Source organism: Brenneria sp. g21c3, assembly GCF_040240345.1.
In the GTDB taxonomy this organism is placed as follows: domain Bacteria; phylum Pseudomonadota; class Gammaproteobacteria; order Enterobacterales; family Enterobacteriaceae; genus Brenneria.
Genome location: NZ_JBEIAB010000011.1, coordinates 119,748 through 142,774, shown reverse-complemented (window position 1 = coordinate 142,774; position 23,027 = coordinate 119,748). Strand labels below are relative to the sequence as shown.

At 52.0% G+C, this 23,027-nt stretch carries 19 protein-coding genes and 1 pseudogene; 15 read left to right on the top strand and 5 right to left on the bottom strand.

The annotated features are described in order from the left end of the window. Nucleotides 1-455: pseudogene (locus ABRZ28_RS16495) on the top strand (IS3 family transposase); the annotation flags it as partial. 50 nt (nt 456-505) lie between these two features. Here the strand turns inward: ABRZ28_RS16495 and ABRZ28_RS16490 are convergent. Both ABRZ28_RS16490 and ABRZ28_RS16485 read right to left on the bottom strand, forming a co-directional pair. Further along, nucleotides 506-1,237 carry a hypothetical protein gene (locus tag ABRZ28_RS16490; RefSeq protein ID WP_330520931.1) on the bottom strand — a complete coding sequence of 244 codons (732 nt, stop codon included), beginning with the start codon at nt 1,235-1,237 and terminating at the stop codon, nt 506-508. A gap of 599 nt (nt 1,238-1,836) precedes the next feature. After that, nucleotides 1,837-2,586, bottom strand: a complete 750-nt coding sequence (locus ABRZ28_RS16485; protein WP_330520930.1) for a GntR family transcriptional regulator — start codon at nt 2,584-2,586, stop codon at nt 1,837-1,839. Between the two features lie 326 nt (nt 2,587-2,912). On the opposite strand from ABRZ28_RS16485, the gene ABRZ28_RS16480 reads away from it, so the two are divergent. From ABRZ28_RS16480 to ABRZ28_RS16455, 6 genes are all read left to right on the top strand, one after another. Then, entirely contained in the window at nt 2,913-4,061 is a 1,149-nt protein-coding gene (locus ABRZ28_RS16480) for a taurine ABC transporter substrate-binding protein (RefSeq protein ID WP_330520929.1), read from the top strand. Between the two features lie 179 nt (nt 4,062-4,240). After that, nucleotides 4,241-5,005, top strand: coding sequence for an ABC transporter ATP-binding protein (locus tag ABRZ28_RS16475; RefSeq protein ID WP_330520927.1), 765 nt, complete (start codon nt 4,241-4,243; stop codon nt 5,003-5,005). Between the two features lie 16 nt (nt 5,006-5,021). Further along, the gene (locus ABRZ28_RS16470) at nt 5,022-5,816 is read left to right on the top strand and encodes an ABC transporter permease (RefSeq protein ID WP_330520926.1); all 795 of its coding nucleotides are present in this window, start codon (nt 5,022-5,024) and stop codon (nt 5,814-5,816) included. Between the two features lie 268 nt (nt 5,817-6,084). Continuing rightward, complete coding sequence (locus tag ABRZ28_RS16465; RefSeq protein ID WP_330520925.1) at nt 6,085-7,230, top strand: aryl-sulfate sulfotransferase; 1,146 nt, start codon at nt 6,085-6,087, stop codon at nt 7,228-7,230. 524 nt (nt 7,231-7,754) lie between these two features. Continuing rightward, the gene (locus ABRZ28_RS16460) at nt 7,755-8,168 is read left to right on the top strand and encodes a CidA/LrgA family protein (RefSeq protein WP_319605228.1); all 414 of its coding nucleotides are present in this window, start codon (nt 7,755-7,757) and stop codon (nt 8,166-8,168) included. Continuing rightward, nucleotides 8,161-8,853, top strand: a complete 693-nt coding sequence (locus ABRZ28_RS16455; RefSeq protein WP_319605227.1) for a CidB/LrgB family autolysis modulator — start codon at nt 8,161-8,163, stop codon at nt 8,851-8,853. Before ABRZ28_RS16460 ends, ABRZ28_RS16455 begins: the two co-directional genes overlap by 8 nt. Before the next feature lie 115 nt (nt 8,854-8,968). Here the strand turns inward: ABRZ28_RS16455 and ABRZ28_RS16450 are convergent, their stop codons facing one another. Next, complete coding sequence (locus ABRZ28_RS16450; RefSeq protein WP_319605226.1) at nt 8,969-9,733, bottom strand: helix-turn-helix domain-containing protein; 765 nt, start codon at nt 9,731-9,733, stop codon at nt 8,969-8,971. A gap of 158 nt (nt 9,734-9,891) precedes the next feature. On the opposite strand from ABRZ28_RS16450, the gene cfa reads away from it, so the two are divergent. Then, entirely contained in the window at nt 9,892-11,040 is a 1,149-nt protein-coding gene (cfa, locus tag ABRZ28_RS16445) for a cyclopropane fatty acyl phospholipid synthase (protein WP_330520924.1), read from the top strand. 27 nt (nt 11,041-11,067) lie between these two features. Here cfa and ABRZ28_RS16440 read toward each other — a convergent pair whose 3' ends face one another. After that, nucleotides 11,068-12,168, bottom strand: a complete 1,101-nt coding sequence (locus tag ABRZ28_RS16440; protein WP_319605247.1) for a DUF1615 domain-containing protein — start codon at nt 12,166-12,168, stop codon at nt 11,068-11,070. A gap of 151 nt (nt 12,169-12,319) precedes the next feature. Between ABRZ28_RS16440 and ABRZ28_RS16435 the strand changes: the two genes are divergently transcribed. The 3 genes from ABRZ28_RS16435 (at nt 12,320) to ABRZ28_RS16425 (ending at nt 16,618) form a co-directional block, all read left to right on the top strand. Continuing rightward, the gene (locus tag ABRZ28_RS16435; protein WP_319605224.1) at nt 12,320-13,087 is read left to right on the top strand and encodes an HNH endonuclease; all 768 of its coding nucleotides are present in this window, start codon (nt 12,320-12,322) and stop codon (nt 13,085-13,087) included. A gap of 391 nt (nt 13,088-13,478) precedes the next feature. Continuing rightward, a complete protein-coding gene (locus tag ABRZ28_RS16430) occupies nt 13,479-13,799 on the top strand; it encodes a hypothetical protein (RefSeq protein WP_330520923.1) in 321 nt (106 codons plus the stop codon). Nucleotides 13,800-13,948: 149 nt separating this feature from the next. Next, entirely contained in the window at nt 13,949-16,618 is a 2,670-nt protein-coding gene (locus tag ABRZ28_RS16425) for a DEAD/DEAH box helicase (RefSeq protein ID WP_330520922.1), read from the top strand. A 122-nt stretch (nt 16,619-16,740) separates the two neighbouring features. On the opposite strand, the gene ABRZ28_RS16420 is transcribed toward ABRZ28_RS16425, so the two are convergent. Further along, nucleotides 16,741-17,094 carry a MerR family transcriptional regulator gene (locus ABRZ28_RS16420; RefSeq protein WP_319605221.1) on the bottom strand — a complete coding sequence of 118 codons (354 nt, stop codon included), beginning with the start codon at nt 17,092-17,094 and terminating at the stop codon, nt 16,741-16,743. Between the two features lie 97 nt (nt 17,095-17,191). Here ABRZ28_RS16420 and ABRZ28_RS16415 point away from each other — a divergent pair, with 97 nt between their 5' ends. The 4 genes from ABRZ28_RS16415 to ABRZ28_RS16400 all read left to right on the top strand — a co-directional run bounded on the left by ABRZ28_RS16415 (nt 17,192) and on the right by ABRZ28_RS16400 (nt 22,895). After that, nucleotides 17,192-18,352 (top strand): MFS transporter, encoded by a 1,161-nt coding sequence (locus ABRZ28_RS16415; protein ID WP_330520921.1) that lies wholly within the window; start codon nt 17,192-17,194, stop codon nt 18,350-18,352. Nucleotides 18,353-18,673: 321 nt separating this feature from the next. Further along, nucleotides 18,674-19,669, top strand: coding sequence for a LysR family transcriptional regulator (locus ABRZ28_RS16410; protein ID WP_319605219.1), 996 nt, complete (start codon nt 18,674-18,676; stop codon nt 19,667-19,669). A 266-nt stretch (nt 19,670-19,935) separates the two neighbouring features. After that, nucleotides 19,936-21,375 (top strand): aspartate ammonia-lyase, encoded by a 1,440-nt coding sequence (aspA, locus tag ABRZ28_RS16405; RefSeq protein WP_330520920.1) that lies wholly within the window; start codon nt 19,936-19,938, stop codon nt 21,373-21,375. Between the two features lie 218 nt (nt 21,376-21,593). Beyond that, nucleotides 21,594-22,895 carry an anaerobic C4-dicarboxylate transporter gene (locus ABRZ28_RS16400; protein WP_330520919.1) on the top strand — a complete coding sequence of 434 codons (1,302 nt, stop codon included), beginning with the start codon at nt 21,594-21,596 and terminating at the stop codon, nt 22,893-22,895. Nucleotides 22,896-23,027: the final 132 nt, after the last annotated feature.

The following is a 23,027-nucleotide window of genomic DNA, read 5'->3' as shown; positions in this document are numbered from 1 at the left end:
ACCTCGCCGTTGTTCTCGACCTGTTCGCAAGAAAACCAGTGGGTTGGGCAATGTCGTTCTCGCCGGACAGCAGACTCACCATGAAAGCGCTGGAAATGGCATGGGAAGCTCGCGGTAAGTCCGTCGGGGTGATGTTCCACAGCGACTAGGGTAGTCATTATACAAGTAGGCAGTTCCGGCAGTTACTGTGGCGATACAGGATCAGACAGAGTATGAGCCGGCGCGGAAACTGCTGGGATAACAGCCCAATGGAGCGCTTCTTCAGGAGTCTGAAGAACGAATGGGTGCCGGTGACGGGTTACGTAAGCTTCAGCGATGCAGCTCACGCCATAACGGACTATATCGTTGGATATTACAGTGCACTAAGACCGCACGAATATAATGGTGGGTTACCACCAAACGAATCGGAAAACCGATACTGGAAAAACTCTAACGCGGTGGCCAGTTTTTGTTGACCACTACAATGTAATTTCGCTTTCCTTTTAACACGCAACAGACTAAAACTTCAAATATAACCTATAAACGAATGAGCCCGCTTTTGTCTAACAGGATGAGCATAACTTAAATATGAATCTCTCGGCGTTGCCTCCACGGCAAAGCAAGTATATAGCCCCTGTACTGTCTCAAGTGTAATTCGCCATAAAAATATTGACCTCATATTCGATATACGTGTCAATTCCATTGAGGCAACAACAAATGGGTCTTTTGAATTTTTTTGGTATGTATCAATCCAATTATTAAGCCTTTTGCTTTTTAATGTTTTACTTAATAGGTCGTATTGGAATGTAACATAGTATTCTGCTGGATAATCGTCCGAAATTTTATCATGCATGAGAATCTGAATAATATTATATGCATAGCCATTGAGCCTGTTCGTAGGATGTTTTCTCCATATCGGCATTTGCCGACCAAGATGCCAGTCCTTTTCAATAAAATTGGCTAGATATATAAGTTTATCGGAAGAGTGGGTGTCAAGAATGCTTTTATTGCCGGGGGTGATCCAAGACTCAAGGCCATAAGGTCGTGGATAGGGACATCCATTTGCTTGTAAAAATTCATTGGCCGCCCCTGACTGTAAAACAGGCGGGATTGGCGATACCCACATTCTCCGCCAGAGCAGTGCGGAAAAATTCAGCGGGGGTAGTTCAGCACGAGCAATGACTCTGTTAGCGACAGCGCGTAGATGTTGGGCGCTATACATGGCTAAAAGCTGATAACGTGCGTCAGATGTGAGCATAACAGAAACATCCATAATGTAATCGAATAATAAGACGATAATACATGGCCTGAAATCACAATGCCATAGTACATCGGTGTAATGATAACTACAGATATTGAGGAGTACTATATTTAAAGCGACAGGTATTCAGCATTTAAAAAATACTTAGTAGAAATGACAAACCCTCGGCTGCTTATTTAGGCGACAACGCCCCTCAGATTTTCCGTAAAGAGTGTCCAAACGGCATTGTATAACTCACATTGGAGTCAATATGGCTGTCAATAAAGCAATTTATTATTTTAAATCATCAAGCATTAATAAATATTCGAGTCCGGCCCTCACCTTCGCGGAAAAAAAGTCGCCTCGGGGGACTTTTGGGTTAAATCAGATAGCCATTCATTTTTCCCGCTATATAACTCCCGAACTGCTTCAGCGCCTCGATAGCTATACCAGAAGGCCATTAACGGTAGCTGCCAGCCCGTTTCGCAGTAGAAACATGGTCCGGCAAAAGTGTCGCGATATTAGGATCAAAAAATTCGGCTGGACGCCGTGAATCAAGCCAGGGTTCAAGGCGGCAAGCCACAAAATAACCGCTCGGCGTTCGGCTGGACGACTTGTTATGCCACAGCATTGCTTAGCCGGTCGATGCGCAGCCGATATTGAAACCTATCCGATCGCAACAATAACCGTTCTAAGGCCAGCGGCTCGCCCTTCTTATCGAATACATGCCGTTCGACATTAAGCAATGGCGCGCCTACAGGCACGACAAGTATGTCGGCTAGATTAGCGTCTGCAATTGACGCATCAATGGCAATCTGTGCGTGTCCTGGCGCACGCCCCAGGTCGGTTTCGAAGATATCAAACAGATCGCGCGTGACTAAGTCAGCGCTGGCGAGTTGACGCCCCAAAGCAGCCGCGACATAAGTGACCTCAAATGAGATCGGCTGATCATCAAGAAAACGAATACGACTTACCTCGGCTACCTGTGCGTCTGATTCCAGTCGAAGCCGGTTAGCCAGATCAGGTGTGGCTGAGAAATAGCGAAACCCACGGAGCTGGTTGCGGACTTCATGGCCTAGTGGCGTCATTGCCTCAGAAAATCCCTGGAGTGGCGTAACGACCTGGAATGCTTTGGGACGAGCCACAAAAGTCCCCTTCCCATGAATCCGCTCAATGGCGCCTACGCGATCCAAGTCGGCCAGCGCCTTGCGCACGGTAATGCGGCTTACATCGAACATCTTGCACAGCATGTGTTCTGAAGGCAATCGCTCGCCGGCTTGATAGCGGCCATCTGAGATGCGAGCAGTCAGCGCTTCGCGCACGCGTAAGTGCAAAGGACTGGTTGCATCTTTGTCATTTGAAAGCATGTCGTTATCACCCAGGAAATTGAAAGAAGAATATCGCCAGTTTTATTTGCCCGACAAATAAGTAAAGACGAAATAATTATTTAGTCTTTCAGGTCACGGCGAGTAAAGTCCACAACATGTTATTACATGTTTAGTACAAATTATACGTTTATAAAGATCCCATGACAAGTTATCAACCCGCAGATAATTCGCTGGATGCGGACGTGCTCGCACTGGATGCCAGCACTTTGGCTATATCTATAGACTCTCTATAGCCCCTCGGAGCGGACCGATGCGTGTTCATTTGATCACATCCTGTTATAACAACTTTACTCAGGAAAAACATCATGAAATCCCGTGGAAGCCATGACCATCTCGCAGTAAACGACTTGCTCATCGAATTTTTCATGAGTGTGAAAGCGAACTTGCGGCATGCGGTAATTCAACCGACCGTGCTATTTATTACCCCTATTAAAAAGAATACCTTGATGCGCATTCTTCTCATTTTTTTGACCTTGTTTTCACTCTTTACGACACCCGCATTCGCCCAGAATAAACAGTTACGCGTCGGCTATCAAACTGGCGAAGTGAATGTGTTGCTAACCTATGCGATAAACGCCGGCCTATTTGAAAAGCAGCAAATCGACGTTAAATTGATTCCATTCCCCGCCGGCCCGGCAATGCTTCCTGCACTGGCATCCAAGGAGATTGATTTAGCGTGGATGGGTGAATTCCCAAGCATCACCGGATATTCGAATGGCATGCCGATCGAAATTTTAATGATGGAACGGATCGACTACACCAATATACGTGTGGTGGGAAATCCAAAGGCTGGAATTAAAAATATCGGCGACCTTAAAGGCAAGAAGGTTGGCATATCAGTCGGATCTTCAAGCCATTATCATTTGTTGAAAGTCCTTGCCCAGGCAGGTCTGAAACAGTCTGACGTAACAATTGTAAATCTAACCCCAGCGAATATGCCTCCGGCATATATAGCCGGTCAGATCGATGCCGCTGTCACCTGGGAACCGAATGTCGGAATCATAGAAAAGGCAGGCGCGCTTCCGATAGCCACGACACGCTCGCTAGGCATGATTACTGGCGGCGTCTGGGTCGGGCAACAGGATTTAAGCCGTAATAATGCTGAAGTATTGCAAGCCTTTCTGCGCGCATGGCGGCAAGCACAACATGATTATGTCGTTAACCCCAAGGCAGTGCGCCAATACGAGGCCAAGAGAATTGGCCAAACACCCGAGGAATTTGACGCGCTCATTGAACGCCAGTCGGTGGAAAATCCCAGTTTCGAAAAAGTGTTAACGGCTGACTTTATGGGCGCGCCTGGTAAAGAACTTGATTCGAGATTAATGAAGCACTTGCAGAGTATCGGCGCCTTCCTCGTCTCGGAACAACGTATCAAGGAAACGCCGAAAGACTGGGCGTCGCTATTCAACACCGGGCCTATACAGAAAGTCATTGCATCGGAAAAAAGCCAGTAAAGATGGCCTCCGATCAGCGCGTCCGTTGCGTTCAACTGTGTTTCCCTGTGTCGCAGGTTAGTGCAATCGCTATGCATCCGCATTGCAATTGAAGATCCAAGGCGAAGAGGTCACATATGGGCATGTCTGTTTCCCAAGCAAGCTTTCCACAGTCGCTTAAGCCATATCCGGAAGATGTTGTGCAAACTGCCGGGCCGATTTTACGGCTCGAACAGGTCGGGTTTGCATATGACGGCCGCGACGTATTGAAAAACTTAAGCTTTTCAGTCAAGCGCGGAGAGATTATCACCATACTGGGGCCATCGGGATGCGGGAAGACGACGCTGCTCAATATCATCGCGGGTTTCCTGCGGCCTGGCAGCGGTCTGGCGCAGGTGAACGACCACGAAATTACCGGACCGGGTCCTGATCGGGGCGTAGTCTTCCAGTCCTATGCGTTATTTGACTGGATGAATATTGAGGACAATATCGCATTTAGTCTGCGGTGCGGCGGGAAGAGCAAGCAGGAACAATTAGCGGTCGCCACAAAAATGGTAGCGCTGGTTGGCTTGCAGGGATTTGAAAAACACTTCCCGTATCAATTGTCCGGCGGCATGCGACAGCGTTGCGGACTGGCCAGGGTATTGGCCGCCAACCCCAGCGTGATGCTGATGGACGAGCCATTTGCCGCGGTCGACGTGCAAACACGCGAAACGCTGCAAGAAGAGATCGTGCGTATCAAGACGGAAACCCAATGCACGATCATCTTCATCACGCACAGTATCGATGAGGCCGTTTTCATCTCGGATCGGGTATTCCTGATGCGCAAAGGACAACTGGGCGCATTCGACGAATTTGTGGTTGATCTGCCTGAGCCGCGCGGTTCCGCGGAAAACAGGCTGCACCCGGAATTTTTGTCGGTCCGTGAAAAGATATATCGCGCCATGCGGGCAGAGGCGTCGTGAAGCCGGCAAGGAGAATATGTTGAAATCCCTGGAAAATATCAAATCGAGACCACAATACTGGATGCTCGCGATTGCTTCGCCGTTGTTGATTTTCATTTTGTGGCTGGTCGTTTCGAAATTTGGCTGGGTGCGCCCGATCCTATTGCCTACCCCCGCTGAAGTTGCAACCAGCTTCTCCGACATGTTGATCAATGGCTATTCCGGCGTGAGCCTTTTCGATCATGTGCTGGCAAGCCTAAGCAGGGTGGGAATAGCATTCCTGCTCGGGTCGGTATCAGGCATTGCCATCGGTATGCTGCGCGGACGGATCGGCAACGTCGATGCGATCTTTCTGGTTCCGGGCGAGATGCTGCGGCCGATCCCACCGCTCGGTCTCATTCCCCTGTTCATTCTGTGGTTCGGTATCGGTGAATTGTCGAAAGTACTGCTGATTTTCGTTTCCGTATTCCTGGTCATGATGGTGAGCGCTCAGGCAGGGACAAGAAGCTGTCAGGCTGACGCGATCCGAGCCGCGCAAACCTGCGGAGCCAGCCGCTATCAAATTTTTCGATTCGTGGTGTTTCCATCGGCGCTTCCGCAAATCATGACCGGATTGCGCGTCGCGCTGGGTACAGCATTGTCGATTCTCGTTGCCTCGGAATTACTGGGAGCAGACCGTGGTCTCGGGTTCATCGTGCTCGATGCGGCAAATTTCTTCCGTACCGCTTATGTTTTTTGCGGAATTATCGTGATCGGCATGGTCGGGTTTATATCCGATCGCATCCTGGTTTATGTCGGCCGGCGCGTAGTTCATTGGGAAGGCCGTCGATGAGATGCATCTGAAAAGGCGTCGTTCCATCGCCTACTGAAAAGTACGGACGCTAAAAATGGCTTCAACACCATCAATTGAAGCTGCCCCAAAAACCAATAGAGAGAAGCGAATATGGCCAATATCTAATCGAAGTCGAATCACCTTGTTACCCGGCGCGCCGTGCTAAGGAAACGCGCATTTATTCACTGACTTTTCCAGCGTACCGATGGACGCCATGGCAACAAAGTCATCCATTCGCTTAAATTTTTTAGATCAGGAGCCACACTAAATGAGCCTACCAGCCATTCCAGAGCAGCAAACTCAAATCCGCCGCGGCACCGGCTTGACTGCGCTAAACGCCGACAAAGCCTATCCCGGCTACACCTTGTTTACCACCTTATCCGGCGACGGCATCGTCTATTTGATCGACCTAAATGGCCAGGTTGTCCACCAGTGGAAACTGCCCTACTCGCCCTATTACGCCGAGCTTCTTCCCAACGGCAATCTCTATTTCAATGGCTGGACGCCGATCGAACCGGGCGATGTCCGCTTCGACCATTGGCCCTTGTACAAAGCCGGCGTCATCCTGGAAGTCGACTGGGACGGCAACATAGTTTGGGAATATCACAATCCGGACCATCATCACGATTCCCGCCGGGCGCACAACGGGAACACCTATCTGTTAAGCATCGAGCAAACGCCGGCCGAGGTGGCAAGCAAGATCAAGGGACAAATCGCCCAGGATAATGTCTGGAACGACAAGATCGTCGAACTCGACGCCAATGGCGAAGTGGTGTGGGAGTGGCACGCCTGGCAGCATTTCGACCAATTAAAGGATTTCCCAGTACATGCCTCGGAGGATCCGCATCATTGGCCGCATGCTAACAGCCTATTCGAACTGCGTGACGGCAACCTGCTGCTGAGTTTTCGGGGCATAAGCCATGTCGTGGTGGTTGACCGACAATCCGGGAAGATCATCTGGGACTTGGGCCACGATGTGGTTTCGCAACAGCATGCCCCGGTGGAGCTGGAAAACGGCAATTTCCTGATTTTCGACAATGGCACACAACGCTTGCATGATTCCCATACCTATTCCCGCGTCATCGAGGTTGACCGAAAGACTAAAGACATCGTCTGGGAATATCAGGATACGCCAGCCTATAACTTTTACAGTGCCTTTATTTCTGGCGCTCAGCGCCTGCCCAATGGCAATACCTTGATCACCGAAGGCCTGAACGGTCGGATTTTCGAGGTAACGCCCGCCAGGGAAGTGGTATGGGAATACGTCAATCCCTATTTTTCCGAGTTCCTGTTCAACAACCGCGACAAATCGATACCGGAGTCTTTATTCCGCTATTACGGCGGGAGCACCATGAACAGCATTTTCCGCTCGTTCCGCTACGCCAGGGAACAGTTGCCGAATCTGGCTCAATAGATTGTCGAAATAAGGCCGCTTTCGCGAGAATTTGTCGATGTCTGCCGCCCCAAACTTCACGCAGCGTACGTTCGTACGCTGAAAACTCAGGTATGACGGCTTACTGGTTCATCTCTGCTCAGCATGTCAGTTTCCTTTCAGGTGCGAGAATCATCAGGAAACGCCATGTTGGGTGGGGTGGACTATCTGTTGACCCAACGTGGGCAGAAAACAACGCCTCTGCTCACGATGTAGCAATAGCGCAGCGCCTTTAACCGCCTCACACAAGAAACGCATTCCCTCCCCCAGCAATCAACTTGTCCTCAAATAAACAAAAAATGTCTCCATTTAATAAAAAGAGCCATATCAATTGGTTGATAATGAGTTCTGGTTCAAGGACAGAGATGTTCGCGCGGCGTGATGCAAAACCGATTGCACCGATCTGAAAACCTATCCGAGGCGGTTGCAGGGAGATCGCCGGGAGTTATTCCTGGGATTGCCGACAGTTCGCCTCAAAACACATTATCTTTTGGCAGAAAAACGTCATGCATCCTTTTATCACCGGTATCTGGCATCAGGCGCGGGCCTTTTTGCTGATTTATGCTTGCTTATATCTCGGGATGGGTATTGCGGTACTGCTGCCGATAACCCTGCCGGGCAGCATTATCGGCATGCTAATCCTGTTCGCGCTTTTGTCTTTACAAATCATTCCCCCAGGATGGGTAAAACCAGGGTGTCATTTATTGATCCGCTATATGGCTTTGCTGTTTGTGCCCATCGGCGTAGGCGTCATGCAGTACTTTGATTTATTGCGGGCGCAGTTCGCGCCGGTGGTCATTTCGTGCGCCGCCAGCACGCTTATCGTGCTCATAACGGTCAGTTGGTGTTCACACGCGCTGCACAGAGAGAAAACATCGCTTAATGACGCGCAAGAAAAGAAGGGAATCAAGCATGCTTAATGATATCTGGTGGTCGCTGCCGGCAACGCTGCTCGTCTTTTTTCTGGTGCGTTGGGTGGCGATGCGGCTGAATAATCCGTTATTCAATCCATTACTGATTTCGATGGTCATACTGATTGTTTTATTGAGCCTGACGCATATGCCTTACCCGCGTTATTTTCAGGGGAGCGAGATACTCAACAGCCTGTTGCAGCCCGCCGTGGTGGCGCTGGCCTACCCGCTGTATGAGCAGTTGCATCAGATCAGGATGCGCTGGAAATCCATTATCAGCATCTGTTTCCTCGGCAGCGTGGTGGCGATGATCTCCGGTACGTTGATCGCGTTGCAGTTGGGCGCGACGCCCGCTATCGCGGCGTCCATTATGCCGAAATCCGTCACCACGCCGATCGCCATGGCCGTCGGCGGGAGTATCGGCGGTATTCCCGCCATCAGCGCCGTTTGCGTGATCTTCGTCGGCATCCTGGGGGCGGTCTTCGGGCATATCATTCTGAATGCGATGCACATCCACACCAAGGCATCTCGCGGCCTGGCGATGGGTTCCGCCTCTCACGCATTGGGAACCGCGCGCTGCGCCGAATTGGATTACGAAGAAGGGGCGTTCAGTTCTCTTGCGCTGGTCATATGCGGGATTATTACCTCGCTGGTGACCCCTTTTCTCTTCCCGTTGCTGATAGCAATGCATTGAGCGGTCTGAAGGGATATAGCCTGAGTCATTCGGGTTGCGGCAAGGCGGCCAGGGAAGGAACAGCGATATCCGCGTGGCGCAACCCGGGTATCAGGTCATCGGCAAGGCGGGTTACCTAATAACGGGTCGGCGGCACGCCGAACATTTTCCTGAACGCATTAGAGAAAGACGAGGTGCCGGCGTAGCCAAGATCCAGCGCCACCTGGGTTACGCTGCGGTTATTTTTCAGCATGATAACGGACTCCAGCAGGCGCATACGTTTTTTCCACTCGCTGAAGGCCAGCCCCGTCTCTTTTTTGAAGCGACGCGAAAAGGTGCGTACCGACATGCCGGTTTTGGCCGCCCAATTATCAATGCTGTGGTCCTCATCCGGCGTTTCCTGAAATTCCCGGCATACTCGCATCAAGGTCGGCGAAGTCGGCCACGGCACGGAAAAACCCGCGTCCGGCAATTTCTGAATCTGCGCGATCAGGACATTCACCAGCATGCCGTCATCCCCGCTGCTGTCATACTGCTCGGGTACATGTTCCGTCGCATAATGGATGAACTCCCTGATAAAGCTGCTGATTAGCACCACTCGGCAACTGCTGGGATGGATTGCCACGCAATCCTGTTCGATGTACAGGCTCTCCAACAATACATCGCTGGTGGTCAGAATACGGTGCGGCACATTCGCCGGGATCCATATGCCGTAGAACGTCGGCACAATCAGCGTTTTCCCTTCAATCTCCACCCACATGCCGCCTTCGTACGCGTACAGAAACTCGATAAACGGGTGCTGATGCTGTCTGACCAGCACGCCCTTTTCCAGCCGGCAGGTGCGGAAATAAACGGAGCGCGGCAATGCCTGCCGTTCAGGTACCGCGACAAGCTGACTCACCGCGTCCTCATTGAGGGTTAATCGGGACATGCGTGACATAGAGTGGCCGGTAATCAACAGAAATTGTCCTTTTATGATAACAGCGGTCGGTTTGATTTGCCTGATAATAAATCACCGTTACTTGAGGCTCCACGAAAGAACAGGGATTGGAAGATATTATGAGTAATATATGTGCGGCCGATGGCTGTAGTGATAAAAGCGAATGGCAGCGTATTGCAGAAGATATGCTCAGTCAGGCCGGCATCACCATTGATGGCGCCGAACCCTGGGACATTCAGGTTAAAAATCCGCAGTTTTTCAAACGGGTATTACAACAAGGGTCGATTGGGCTGGGGGAAAGCTATATGGACGGCTGGTGGGATTGCGCCCGGCTGGATATGTTCTTTGACCGTATACTCCGCGCCCATCTCGATGAAAAAATGCCTTCCCGAATTAACGATATCCTGCGCATCGCCGTCGCTCGCCTCAGCAATCTCCAGTCTAAAAAACGCGCCTGGATTGTGGGAAAAGAGCACTATGATTTAGGCAACGACCTGTTCTGCCGCATGCTTGATCCCTACATGCAGTACTCCTGCGGCTATTGGAAGCAGGCCGATAATCTGCATGCCGCCCAGCGCGATAAACTCGATATGATCTGTAAGAAGCTGCAACTCAAGCCGGGCATGATGCTGCTGGATATCGGCTGCGGCTGGGGCGGACTGTCGGCCTACGCGGCGCGGCACTATGGCGTAACCGTGCATGGCGTAACCATTTCCGCCGAGCAGAAAGCCTTTACGGAAGAACGCTACAAAGATCTGGATATTCATATTTTGCTACAGGATTACCGCGACCTTCAGCAACAGTATGACCGTATCGTATCCGTCGGTATGTTTGAGCACGTCGGCCCGAAAAATTACGACGCGTATTTTAACGTGGTTGACCGTTGTCTGAAGCAGGACGGCATTTTCCTGCTCCACACCATCGGCTCTAATAAAACGGCGCATAATGTCGACCCGTGGATTAATAAATATATTTTTCCCAACGGATGTCTTCCCTCAGTAAAACAGATTGCCGGCGCCAGTGAAGATCATTTCGTTATGGAGGATTGGCATAACTTCGGCCCCGATTACGATAAAACATTGATGGCCTGGCATGCGCGTTTTCTCGCGGCGTGGCCCCAGATAAAAGATAATTATTCCGACCGCTTCAAAAGAATGTTCGTTTATTATCTTAATGCCTGCGCCGGCGCATTCCGCGCCAGGAATATTCAGTTATGGCAAGTCGTCTTTACGCGCGGCCTGCATAATGGATTGCAGGTGCCGCATTAATCCGTGAAAAAAGGCGCAGGTTCTGATTTATCGCGCTCTGGTCAGGCAGCGCCGGCGACGCTCATCCACCCGCTTGGCAAACCAGGCCGTCGTCAGTTTGCGGGTGATTTTAGGGCTTTCCAACTGGATGCCGGGCAGGATTTCACGCGGCGCTTTGCCTCCGGCGGCACGATCCGCCAGCGCATAGACGCGTTCATACAAGCTGGTTTTTTCAAATTCCAGCGCGTCCCCTTTCTCCAGCGCCCGACGGATCGCGCTATCGCTCATGTCCAGTTTTTTGCCGAGCGAACGTACCGCCAGTTCGGTCGCGCCCGCTTTATCCGATCCGTGATGGATTAAATCGCCGTCCAACGCCAGCGAAATACCGCTCAAACGGCTCACCGCCTGCTGAAACGCCGCATTACGGCTGGCGTACCAGCCGGCATTAAAGTCCGCAAACCGATAGAGCGACTGCGAATAATTAGCCGGATATCCCAGCAGATGCATAATACCGAAATACATCCCGCCGCGACGGCTGAACACTTCACGACGCACGGTGCCGTCCAGCGGATACGGGTAAGCCTTCGCGTTGGCTTCGGCAAAGGCGATACTCACCTGCATCGGCCCGCCGGTATGCACCGGGTTCAAACGGCCGAACAGTTTTTGCCCCATCGGCACCATATTGATGAAATCATCAAAAATGGCGCTCAGCTCTTTTTCGCTGCGAACCTTATCCAGTCGCTCGCTGTAACTCTTGCCGTTGGGGGATTTGATCAGCAGCGCGGTGCGCACCAGAAACGCCGGAACGTGTAATTTCTCGGCGCGACGGTCAATCTCCCGCCAGGCGATTTTCGACAACCCCGCCACCTGCGGATCGGCCTTAAACGTCGACTCCTGCTCGGTGACCGCCAGTACCGAACAGAGATTTTCATTACTGGGATCGAGGCTCTGCGCGGCAAATGCGGCGGCGATATCGGTGGCCCACCCCTGACGATCGCCGACATTTTCCGGCAACAGCTTCAGCAATTGCGCCCGGACATCCGCCGGTCGCGGCTCCGGCGTCTGAGCGGTTTTGTCGGCGCAGCCCGCCAGCGCGAATAACGCGACGAGGCACAGAGGACGAAACAGGGAAACGCGGTGATTAAACATGGTATCTCGGCTTGGTGGCATAGGGCTGCCGCAACGTTAGCGCAGATGGAGAGGATGATCCAGCCGCAAGGCGACATGCATTTTAACGTGTTACCTGGCATAGTTATCGATATCGCTAATCGGATACGCCACCTTTCTGACGGAAATACGCATGGCCGCCACCAACCTCTGGACGCGGGATCAATTGCTGATCGCCTTCACGCTTTATAGTCAAATGCCGTTCGGCAAGCTGCACTCGCGCAATCCTGACATTATTCGCTATGCGGCGTTGATCAACCGCACGCCTTCCGCGCTGGCGATGAAGCTGGTTAATATCGCCAGTCTGGATCCATTTATTACCGGATCCGGCCGCACCGGTCTAAACCGCGTGGCGAAAGCCGATCGCGAACTGTGGCAGGAGATGGATCGCGATCCCGATCTATTCGAACAGCAGTGCCGACAGGCCATGACGCGTATCGATGCGGGAACGCCATCGTCACGGGCCGACGAGATCGACCTGGATTATCGGGGCGGGGAAAGCGTCGCGCCGGTTAAAACCCGCATCGGCCAGCAGCTGTTCCGCAAGCGCGTGCTCGGCGCTTATGGCGAACGCTGCTGCGTCACCGGGCTGGAAGAGCCGTTGCTGCTGGTCGCCAGCCATATCCGCCCGTGGAAAACGGCGGCCGAACACCGTCTGAACCCCAGCAACGGACTCTGCCTGTCCAGCCTGCACGACAAAGCCTTTGATCAGGGATTGATTAGCTTTAACGACCATCTTGAAATGCTGCTCTCGCCCCGCATCAAAAAACTGAAAAGCCCCATCAGCGAACTCAACTTCGCCCAATACGAAGGCCGTCCGATACGGCTTCCCGAGCAGTACCCGCCGGACATGTCGCAGATGGCTTACCATCGTCAGCATATTTTTCTGAGCAAAGGGTAAGACCGACGCAATGGTTGGCAAACAATGGGGAACAGTAAAAAGGGACTTAATTTTCCTGTACCCAAATCCCCATTTTTTGCGAACCGCGTTCCAAAACCGGCGGCAACTCCGCTGTAAATCCATCCAGTCTCTTTCACCGTTTGCGCCGCACAAATAAAGTAAATGCGCTGCGGCAACATCCGCCGCCGGGTTTGGAACCCCGAACATCTAGAGCTGAAAACACTTTGTTTTTTCAGGGGCTACATGCACACTCTTATTCGTGGCTCAGGCAGGGCAACCGCAAGGTTGGCCGGTCGCTAGATCCGGAGTTCCAACCCTGTCTGGGTCACACCTTTAGTTTGGAACCTGAAGGCGTGATGACATAAATATCTAGCAAATGGAAGATTCAATCATGACGAACCCCCACGCCATACCCGCCGACAGCACCATTACCATTTTCCGCGATCTGATCGCCGCCCTGCCCTTCGGGCAATTGGATGAAATCCAGCTCTGCGACCTCGGCGCTATCGCCGCCGAATCCATCGACGGCCTGTGTCACGGCCTGCACTATCTCGGCGACACGCTGCAAAATGATAACGAGATCCCGCCGGAAAGCCTCTGCCAGCTTGGCGCTTGCCTCAACGCCAGCGCGCATTTGATTCCGGCGTTATTGGCGATATGTGAACAGACCCATCATCTTGGATTACCGCCTAAGTTTGCGGCCAACCCTTAGCCAGCACACGCCCCATCACCAAAGTAACGCCAATCCGTCAGGACACCCAGTTCACGTCCTGACACTGTTTATCAGCGTACAACTTCTAAGCAGTTTTCCCATTAGGTATAGTAGTCGACAGGTAATGACAGCTTAAGGATGAGTATCGAATGGTCGCTATATACGTACAAGGTGAAAATAAAACCGGCCAGATTACTGACTGGACGTTGAGGTATAACAAGTCTAAAGGTGAACTATGGCTGACCTGCCATTTCCCTTCGGGTAAAACTTACAGTCGGCCAATAGACGATTGCCAAATTATCCCCACGGTGATTGAGAATGGAAACCTTCTGGTCGAAAAAGGAAAATCAAGGGGGACGCCCATTGAGAGCGCCACCACCTATGGCGGGAAATATACCGTCGTCCGTTATCCGCGAAACCACCATTTGGAGGTGATGGAAACGGATAATATCGAGACCATCCTTGAAAAGGATGTCAGCGCGGAAGCGGTTTTTAACTATTTCGCTTCGGTAGCGCAAGCGCGCATTGCTCTGGCCGACGAGGAAAAAAGGCCGATTGCTGAAAATATATTGCGCCAGTTGGGAAAGGTAACGCCCCATACAAATACCGTCCTGCATGCCTACTGTTCGGGGAAAAATCGCTCACAGGAACCCGTATCGCATTTTATTTTTCCTTTTGGCATCAATGAAAGCCAGTTGAAAGCGGTAGAGCAGGCATTCTCTTCGCAGATCAGCCTTATTGAAGGGCCGCCGGGTACCGGTAAAACACAAACAATATTAAACATTGTCGCCAATATTTTATTGCAGCAAAAGAGCGTCGCTATTTTATCCAATAACAATTCGGCTGTTGAAAATGTCTATGAGAAGTTAGCTAAAGCGGGGCTGGATTATCTGGTCGCTCAATTAGGTAGTGCAAAAAAACGAGAACAGTTTTTTGCTAAAAAGCCGCATCCGCTATCTGAACACCTCGCCGCCCCTCCCGAAATTCAGCATATCGATGCGATGTTACACAAACTGAAGACTCATCTGGCTGCCCAGAATCAGGCGGCACGACTGCGGGCTGAGATAGACGAATTATCGATAGAGAAAAAGTATCTACTTCAATGGCAACGTGAAAATGTAACCCTATCTCCTCAACCGCTCGAAAAATACCGACTGTCGCCACAGAAAATCACCGATCTCATGGCGTATTTAAACTACCTTTTCACCAAACGCATCGCATTCAAGGATAGGGTAGAGTTATTGCTAAACTTCAGGATCCTGCGCGTGGGGCCGTTCGAGGATTGGCAAAAACGGAAAGCCTTGATTTATTCTCTGCAACTTCACTATTACGAAAAAACCTTGCAGCAGAAAAAGGCCTCGTTGGCGGCATGTCAAAAAGAATTGCAGGATAATAATTTTAATGTGCTGCTGAAAAATCTGACCGAGGCCTCAATGGCTTATTTGAAAGCGCACCTCGTTCAGTTCGCGCCACATGATGAAAACTTTACTGCGGAAAATTACCTCAAGGAATTCAATACGTTTATAAAGCGTTATCCGATCATTGGCAGCAGCACCCACTCGATTATTAACTCTATCGCCAATGACGCGGTGCTTGATTACGTCATTATCGACGAAGCGTCGCAGCAGGACATTATTCCCGGTATTCTGGGACTGGGATGCGCGAAAAACCTGATTATCGTCGGAGACAGAAAACAACTGCCGCATGTTCCGGTCAAGCTCGATATACCTCCGCCGTCTGAATTTTATGATTGCGTAAACTACAGTTTACTGGACTCGTTTATCGGCATTTTTAAGAATAAGATCCCAGTGACGCTGTTAAAAGAACACTATCGCTGCCACCCTAAGATAATCCAGTTCTGTAATAAACAGTTTTATGACAACCAGCTCATCCCCATGACGCAGGATAAGGGAGAAGAAGCTTTATCGCTGATTGTCACCGCGAAAGGGAATCACACCAGAAAATACTCTAATTTGAGAGAGTTGGAATCACTGGAGGTGCTTGACTGGAACGAGGAAAATAACCGTGGATTTATTGCCCCCTATAATAATCAGATCGCGCTCTCGCAGAAGCACCTGCCAGAAGATTTCGTGAAAGCGACGGTACATAAATTCCAGGGAAGAGAATGTGACGAGATCATTTTCTCCACCGTTTTGGATAAGAAATGGCACAGCCAAAGAAATATCGATTTTGTCGACGATCCTCATTTAGTTAATGTCGCCGTATCCCGCGCAAAAAATAATTTCACGCTGGTGACGGGTGATCATGTCTTTACCAAAAATAATAAACATATTGCCGCGTTAATCCGCTATATCGAATATTATGCGGATGATGAACAGATTCATCACAGCCCCGTTATCTCCGCCTTCGATCTGCTTTACAAAGAATATGATCGCTCGTTGGAAAAATTGAAGGCCAGATTGAATCCGCATGACTCCAAGCATATATCCGAGCAGATCGCGGCGCGCATATTGCGCGATATCCTGTCTCATGATGACTACCAGACTATCACTTTTCACGCTCAGGTTGCCCTCAATCAGCTGGTTTCGTTAAAAAACAATACGTTTACGCCAGGCGAGTCCTCGTTCATGAACAATCGCGCCAGCTGTGACTTTGTACTCTATTTCAAAGTGGGCAAAACGCCGTTAGGCGTGATTGAAGTGGATGGGGGGTATCACGATACGCCCCGACAGGCTGAACGTGATGAGCTAAAAAATAGTATTCTGAGCAAAAGCCATATTCCATTACTCCGCATAAAAACCATCGATAGCAATATTGAAGGTAAAATCACGGCGTTTTTAGCGGATTGCCTGCAATAACAGGCTAACGGGAAAAGCAGGAAAACAAGCCATACAAAGGAAAACTCACTTATTTTCATGGGGATAATCGCTGAACGCGTCGAGAGATCTTCTGGCGAGATGTAGGCTATAGCGCCGTAAGCTCATCGATCGACAAGTGCTTGCAAATAGCTTTCCAGGATATCCCGGCTCTGCGTCAACGCGTCCAGCTTGCGCGCTATCTTGTCCAATTCCGCCCGCAGCGCCGGACGCACCTGCGGGCAGGGTTTGAACGTCGAGCCTTGCTCGTCCATGCAGGGTATCACCCGGCGAATAGTCGCCAGATTAAGGCCGGCCTCGCTGAGCGTACGGATGCGCTCGACGATTTTCTCGTCAGCCACGCTGAACTCGCGATACCCCGATTCCCGACGGTCAGGCGTCAATAATCCGGCCTGTTCATAGTAGCGCAGCATCCGCACGCTGACCCCGGTACGCTTAGCCAGTTCGCCAATCTTCATGCCCACTACTCCCCGCTCGATAGCAATGTCCGTTGACTCTAACAGCGATGTCAGGGTTTAGGCTACGGGAAATTCCATTCCTGGGGAGAGTAAAATAATGTGGTACCGAATCAGTTTGCTGGCTTTAGGCACCTTCGCCATCGGCACGGATGGTTTTATCATCGCGGGTGTTTTACAGGATATTGCCGGACAACTCGACGTCAGCGTCGCCATGGCGGGCCAACTGGTTACCGGCTTTGCCGCGGTGTACGCGCTCAGCAGTCCGGTAGTGGCGTCAGTCGCCGCAAACGTGCCGCGCAGGAAACTTTTGCTGGGCGCGATGGCGATTTTCATCGTCGGCAATGCGATAGCGGCGCTGGCGACCAGTTACCCTATGCTGTTTGCCGCTCGCATCATTACTGCGGTGTCATCGGCGGCGTATACGCCTTGCGCCTCGGTGGTTGCCGCTATGCTGGTCGCCCCGAATCAACGCGGACGAGCACTGTCGCTGGTCATGGGCGGCATCACCGTCTCGACCATTATCGGCGTGCCGCTGGGCGCCTGGATGGGCGAGTTCGGTGGTTTTCGCGCCGCGTTCTGGCTGATAACCGGCCTTGGCGCACTCGCCTTGCTGGGTCTGACCTTCTGGCTGCCAGACTTGGCGAATCCGCCCGCTATCGCGCTGCGCGCGCGGATACGGGCCTTGGTTCTCCCCGGCGTGCCGGTCACCTTGCTGGTCACCGCCCTGGCGATAACCGCGGGTTTTACCGTCTATATCTATATCGGGCCGTTATTGACGGAAACGATGCAGGCGACTCAGCGCGACTTAGGAATGGTGCTGATGGCGTTTGGTATCGCCGGTACGCTGGGAAACGCGGCCAGCAGTTGGCTGGTGGACAACTGGGGCGTCAAACATACGGTATCGCTGAGCCTGTCGGTGGTCACCGTGATGCTGGCGTTTCTCCCCCTGAGCGCAACCACGCTCTGGAGCGCCTTGATAGGCGTATGTATCTGGAATATCGCGGCCTGGCTGCTGCTGCCGGCGCAACAGGCATATTTGCTGAGCGCCGCGCCGGAAGCCGGGCAAATACTGATCTCCCTGAATGCGTCGGCGATGTACCTGGGGATCGGTACTGCCGGTATGCTGGGCGGCGTCATCCTCCAAACCTGGAACGCCCGCGCGCTCGGCCCCGCCGCCGCGCTGGTGGCCGGTTGCGCATTACTGTTTCACCTCTTGCTTAAAAAAGCGACGTTATCGAAGCATGCATCACTCAAATAAGTAAAAACCGGCCGGCAGGAAGCCCTTCCCCGGCTGTAAAAAGTCCCCCTCGCTGTTCTCATCAACACCGGCGCCTGCCTGACGCCGGCATTGCCGCAGAAATATAAACAGGCGCAACGGCCTGCTCGCCCGCTACATGCAGATTCGCTAAAGCTAGTTATAAGAAAAAATTAATCAGTGATACGCCCTATGTTTTTTCTGAGATTGACTCACTAAGCTGGCATCAGTTACCGCGACTACCGGCAAGGCATTATGGGCTAAACTGTCCGCATACCTGAATGCTTCAACAACCCTGAGCCTTTGCAACGCAGGCAATACAACATGGCTAAACGAACAATGTCCGCCAATAAATCGATCGACATGTACGCCGTCCACGTTTTTGTGACGATGGCCGAGGCTGGCAGCATGACGGCGGCGGCGGCGCAGTTGGGTTTGACGCCGTCGGCGGTTTCGCAAACGCTCCGGCTGTTGGAAGAGGACTTTGGCGTCATGCTGATCAATCGGGCAAGACGCCCATTTGTATTGACGCCTTACGGCATCGCATTAAAAAACCGCGGGGAAGTGCTGACCGAAGAGATCGCCAACCTGAAAGCGCAGGTGCTGGAAGCGGGGCGCGGCATCAAGCCCGATCTGCGTATCGGCCTGGTTGATTCGTTCGCCATCACCTGCGGCTCCGTATTCACCAAACGTCTGCTGAAAAGCTCTTCGCAGCTGCTGATTCGCACCGGATTAAGCCCACAGCAGGGCGAAGCGCTGATGCGACGCGAGCTGGATCTTATCGTCACCAGCGATCCGCTGATCGATACCGACGGCGTGGTGCGTTACCGGCTGTTTTCCGAAGGCTATTTCATCATTACGCCGCCGGAATATCGACAACGTATAAAAACCATCGAAGATATTCGCGAGCTGTCCGCCGCGATGCCGCTGGTCAGGTTCAATCGCAACTCGCAGATCGGCATGCAGATTGAACGCTATCTGCGCAGAATAGATATTCGCGTCCCCAATATGCTCGAATTCGATAACGCGGATACCTTAACGTCGATGGTGGCGGCGGGGATCGGCTGGGCCGTTACCAGCCCCATCAGTTTTCTCCAGTCGGCAACCTATTCCAGACAGGTTTTAACGCATATGCCGGAACAGTTGAACATCAAGCGATCGCTTTATATCGTCGGACACCGTGATGAGTACAGCGCCTTCTTTGACGAAGCCTGTGATGTCACGCACGAAATAATCAAGACGGTATTTATTCCGAAATTGGAGGATCTTAATCGGGGAATAGAAAAACTGATTTCGATTAATTCAGACAGTACGGAATAACGAATATTTATATTTTCAACAATTGGGAGTAATACGACCAATGTAAATAAAACCAAGCCATGAAAACACCCTAAATGATTTCATAACAAAGAGATGTCTTTCATGACACCTGAAGTCTGACGAAAATAAATACGTGATGGCGTATTTATCGAGATTCGTCGTTCTAAAAATAATATTTCAGTCATGATTAAAAAATCGTGACAGGCAACCTCGTCTTATTAATCAGCGGGTTGAATATTTTCGTGCAACAAAAAGGAATAATAATCATGTCAAATAAATTCCGTATCGAGGAAGATCTGTTAGGTACACGTGAAGTTCCCGCTAATGCGTATTACGGCATTCATACGCTCCGGGCTATTGAAAATTTTCATATCAGCAATAATACCATCGGCGATATTCCGGAATTTGTCCGCGCCATGGTGATGGTGAAAAAAGCGGCGGCGCTGGCTAACCGCGAGTTGCAGACCATTCCGCGCGCCATCGCCGATACCATTATTCAGGCCTGTGACGAAGTGCTGAATAACGGCAAATGCCTGGATCAGTTCCCAGTGGACGTTTATCAAGGGGGCGCCGGCACCTCGGTGAATATGAATACCAACGAAGTGCTGGCGAATATCGGTCTGGAGTTGATGGGACATCTAAAAGGCGAATACCAATATCTCAGCCCGAACGATCATCTGAACAAGTGCCAGTCCACCAACGACGCCTACCCGACGGGCTTTCGCCTGGCGGTATACACCGCCATCCTGAAACTGGCGGAGGCCATTGTCGAGTTGGGACAAGGGTTTGAGCGTAAAGCCAAAGCATTTGAACATATCCTGAAAATGGGCCGCACCCAATTGCAGGACGCGGTGCCGATGACCCTGGGTCAGGAGTTTCACGCGTTCAACATCCTGCTGAAAGAAGAGAACAGGAATCTGCTGCATACCGCGGAACTGTTGCTGGAAGTCAATCTGGGCGCTACCGCAATCGGCACGCGCCTGAATACGCCGGATGAATATCAGCATCTGGCCGTCCAGCATCTGGCGCAAGTCAGCGGCTTGCCGTGCGTACCGGCCGAAGATCTGATCGAGGCGACTTCCGACTGCGGCGCCTATGTGATGGTGCATAGCGCCCTCAAGCGGGTAGCGGTGAAACTGTCGAAAATCTGTAACGACCTGCGTCTGCTCTCTTCCGGGCCGCGCGCCGGTCTGAACGAAATCAATCTGCCGGAATTGCAGGCTGGCTCTTCCATTATGCCGGCGAAGGTTAACCCGGTGGTGCCGGAAGTGGTGAATCAGGTGTGTTTTAAGGTCATCGGTAACGACACCTGCGTGACCATGGCGGCCGAAGCCGGTCAGCTACAGTTAAACGTCATGGAACCGGTTATCGGGCAAGCCATGTTCGAGTCCATCCATATTCTGACCAACGCTTGCTATAACCTGCTGGAGAAATGCGTCAACGGCATTACCGCCAATCAAGCGGTGTGCGAAGCCTATGTCTTTAACTCCATCGGCATCGTCACCTACCTGAATCCGTTCATCGGCCACCACAACGGCGATATCGTCGGCAAAATCTGCGCCGAAACCGGCAAAAGCGTGCGTGAAGTGGTTCTGGAGCGCGGCCTGCTCACCGAAGATCAGTTGAACGACATCTTCTCTATCCAAAATCTGATGCATCCGACCTATAAAGCCAAGCGCTACACCGACGACAACGCATCCGTTTAATCACCCGATTGCCACAACAACGGTCAGGCACAGGATTATCCACACCCTGTGCCGCTTTTCCATAAGTAAAAATTATGGCTATACTCACCGCTTTCGAGATGCAGTACGGCGAAAACCGGACGAATCCTGAACGCTGAAACCGATCGGCGATCGGGCGCGACCCGCCCCCTGCGACATCAAAGACGTCGGGTATATCACATTGTTTTAAGGAGCATTGTATGCTGGTCCTGGAACTCATTATCGTGCTGCTCGCCATCTATCTGGGGGCGCGACTCGGCGGTATCGGCATTGGCTTTGCCGGTGGTCTGGGCGTGTTGATTCTCACGCTGGGTTTCCATATAAAACCGGGCGCCATCCCTTTCGATGTTATCGAAATCATCATGGCGGTTATCGCCGCTATCGCCGCCATGCAAGTGGCGGGCGGCATGGACTATCTTGTCAGCCTCGCGGAAAGACTGCTGCGCCGTCATCCCAAATACGTCACCTTTCTGGCCCCGCTGGTGACCTATTTTATGACTCTGCTGGCCGGTACGGGACACACCGCGTTCTCGACGCTGCCGGTTATCGCGGCGGTAGCCAAAGAACAGGGCATCAGGCCGTCGCGCCCGCTGTCGATCGCCGTGGTGGCTTCGCAGGTGGCGATTACCGCCTCGCCGATTTCCGCCGCGGTGGTGTTTGTCGCCGGTATTCTGGAGCCCTACGGCATCGGTTATCTGGCGCTGTTAGGTATTTGTATTCCCACCACGCTGGCCGCCGTGCTGCTGGCCGCGCTCATCACCAACTTCCTGGGCAAGGAGCTGAAAGATGATGAAATTTATCAGGAACGTTTGAAAAAAGGCGACGTCGCCGTCGGCAATATCAATACGCAGGCGGTCAAACCCGGCGCCAAAGCGTCGGTACTGCTGTTTCTGCTCGGCATTATCGCCGTGGTGTTTTATGCCACCGCCATCAGCGATAACGTCAAATTGATCGCCAACCCGGTATTGCCGCGCAATGAGGCTATCGTGGTGTTTATGCTGACCATCGCCACGCTGATCTGCCTTATCGCTAAAATCGATACCGCGAAGGTGCTCACCGCCAGCACCTTTCGTTCCGGCATGAGCGCCTGCGTCTGCGTGATGGGCGTCGCCTGGCTGGGGGATACTTTCGTCAAGGCGCATATTAACGACATTCAGGAAACCGCCGGCGCGCTGTTGCAAAACTATCCGTGGATGCTGGCCGTGGTGCTGTTTTTCGCCGCCATGCTGCTCTATTCACAAGCGGCGACCGCCAAGGCGCTGATGCCGGCGGCGCTGATGCTCGGGGTTTCGCCCATAACGGCGGTGGCCTCATTCGCCGCGGTCTCCGCCCTGTTCGTGCTGCCGACCTACCCGACCTTGCTGGCCGCAGTGGAAATGGATGACACCGGATCAACCCGCATCGGGAAATATGTGTTCAACCACTCGTTCCTGATTCCGGGCGTGCTGACCATTACGCTGTCGGTGATATTCGGCTTTATTCTCAGTCATATCCTGCTGTAACCCGGGGCAAAATAGCCGCCTGACGGGCGCTTTCGTTATTCCCTGAACAGAGTCCGGCATTTTTCGGGCTCCGGCCGCCGCCAAATGGCGGCCCCCCTTCCCCTCTTAACGTCCCCGCCGCCAGCAGGATGC